Origin of the sequence: Clostridium mucosae, assembly GCF_024622765.1 — a bacterium.
Taxonomy (GTDB): domain Bacteria; phylum Bacillota; class Clostridia; order Clostridiales; family Clostridiaceae; genus Clostridium.
This window is the reverse complement of record NZ_JANKAF010000051.1, coordinates 1-2,708: the sequence shown is the minus strand read 5'-3', so window position 1 is coordinate 2,708 and position 2,708 is coordinate 1. Positions and strand designations below refer to the sequence as shown.

Sequence of the window (2,708 nt, the reverse complement as noted above, 5' to 3'; positions counted from 1 at the left end):
CCTGCCTTAGCTTCATTTAATGGAATATGCCTCATAGAATCATACTGTTGTTGTGCAGTTCTCGGAATCTCAACACCTATTGATTTATACGCCCATTTAGTTAATCCGCTACAATCAAAACTTGTTTCTGGACTTTCTCCGCCAAATACATAAGGATATCCCTCATACTTTAACACCTCATTCATCATAGCCTTAAATGTATCATCTCCCCAATTAATTGGACTTATATATCTCATAACATGTTCAACATATAATATATCTCCATATGAACTCCAACCTAATTTACTTGCCATCATACTTGAAAATTCTTTTGCATTTTCTAAAGTATAACCTCCTCGTTCCTTAGCCCATTGAATATATCCATTTCCAAAATTATAACCTTGTAAAGCTAATTTTAACTCTCCTGCTTCTTTCCATACACTCGCCCAATTTTGAACCCCTACATCTATTGAATATACTGGGTCTGTTATTCCATTAGGAACTCTTGGATATCTCGTATTGAAACCACATTCACTCGCCTGCATTGGATCAAGACCTCGTCCCCCACTTTCCTGCATCATAATAGCCAATACTATACTCACTTGGTCTGGTATCTCATATTTATTACAATATTCTTCAACTAACACTTTATATTTTAAAACATCTTTCGAAACAGAAACATACCCCAAATTTCCATTACTATTATTAATATCTTTTTTACTCCCTCCAATAGCTCCTAAAATAACTACACTAAATATCAATATAAAAAAAAAGATAGGCATTAAAAAAATACCTATCTTAACCTTAAGAAAATTATTCATTTTTAGCTATCACCCTTTTTTAATTCTTTCTAAACCCTAAATTTAAATTATTTTCTTTTTGCATTTATTTTTCCTCTCTTTCTTAACTCTTTTCTTCTATTAGTTGATACAACATTCCTACCAACTTCATTATATTTTTTATCTTGATTTTCTCTAGACTTAAATTTAGATTCATTTTCTTTATTTATATTTTCATTCCTATTTTTATTATCTTCATTTACTCTACGCCTATAAGTTCTTTTTTCTGCTTTATTTTTGATACTAGAATTATCTTTTATTCCATTTACCTTATTTCCTTGTTTTTCTTTAACATTGCTTAAAGGCTCTTTTGTATTTCTAACTTTGTACTTAGTATCATCTGGTAACCTTTTAATCTTATTCTTTTCAGAAAGGTTTTTAAGCCCTTCTTTTCCTTTTTTATTATTTGCTTCTTTATCTCCATTTCTTGACGCTAATTCTCTCTTATTATTTCCTTCTTCATTCTTAGACATATTTCTATTAGCCAACTTATTACTATCATTATCTTTATTTTTATATTTACTTGTATATCTATTATTATTTTCATTACTGTTACTATTACTATTGTCATTATTATTCTTGTTATTATTTCGTCTATCAAAAAATGGATTCATTTTATATTTATCTTTATTTAACCTTCTCATTCTATGATTAAAAGTATTAAAGAACTTACTAATCATACTTTTATTTCCTTTATCAAAGTCAAATAAAGATAATACTTCATGCGATTTCATACAAGCCACACCAAACAACAATAATTGGATACAAAATACAAATAAAAATCCATATTTCCCCTCATCTGTTACATCATAAATAAAATTACTAACAGTAAATACTAAAGAAACTATAAGACATAGCCCCTGCCTTTTAAGAACTGAACCCAATAAATTAGTAATTCCTTTTACTCCATTATTGGAAAAACTCGGTACTAATCCAACTATAAAATTAATAGGTAAAACTATAGCATAAAATAAAAATAAAAGTTGATAATACAACATAGCTCCTGCAAACATCAATATTACTATTGAAAATATAACATTTAAAATTAACATAAGTATAACATTTCCTAGTCTAACACCTAATCCACTTATCCCCATATTCTTATTCCCATTCTGAACCTCTTTTTTTACAGCTTCTTCTCTTTCCTTTGAATCACTATCATGATTCAATATAGATGAAACTCTATTAGAGTCATTTTCATTTATTTCTTTAATACTTGATGTTCCATACTGTAATAACAAATAGGGTTTTTGAATTTGAAGCTGAAACAATCTATCCCTTATTCCAGCAACAACTGTTTCATTTGAAACTATTTCATCACCAGAGTTACCTATATTATTTCCTATATTAAGCATACTTGAAGAAACTTGTTTACTAAAATCATTAAGTTTAATTAAATATTTATCAGAAAACAAAGAATATCCTACCATTCCAGACATTACTACTATAAATATCAATATAGACGACATTGCTTTGGTTACTTCTCTTTTCAACAATCCCGCATATACCAAATAACACCCCAATATTGATATTAATAACATAATGAATCCAGATAAAATACCATTTGATATAAACCCATTTTCATTAAATCCTATAACACTTTGTATCATTGGTTTAATTTTATTTAAAATATCTGTTACAAAATCAAGGGAAAAAGCTTGCTCTACTATAAAACCAACAAAATAACATAATAAATTAGTAAGGCTTAATAATACATTAGTCACCATATTTATTGCCGTTCCTAATACTTTTAAGGCATTATCGCCCCAATTCCAAGGAAGGAAAGCACTACCTGCATCATAATAAAAATCTAAACTATAATTTTCTAAAGGATATTTATTATATTCAAACGTATTCCCTCCACTAACTGAATCAGTTATAAAAGGACTA

Annotated in this window: 2 protein-coding genes; both read right to left on the bottom strand. The window is 28.1% G+C overall.

The genetic code is table 11. The features are described from left to right. On the bottom strand, window positions 1-800 hold an 800-nt coding region (locus tag NSA50_RS19585; RefSeq protein ID WP_257448219.1), incomplete at its 3' end, for a bifunctional lytic transglycosylase/C40 family peptidase. A gap of 47 nt (window positions 801-847) precedes the next feature. Beyond that, the coding region (locus tag NSA50_RS19580; RefSeq protein ID WP_257448216.1) for a CD3337/EF1877 family mobilome membrane protein at window positions 848-2,708 on the bottom strand (1,861 nt) is incomplete at its 5' end.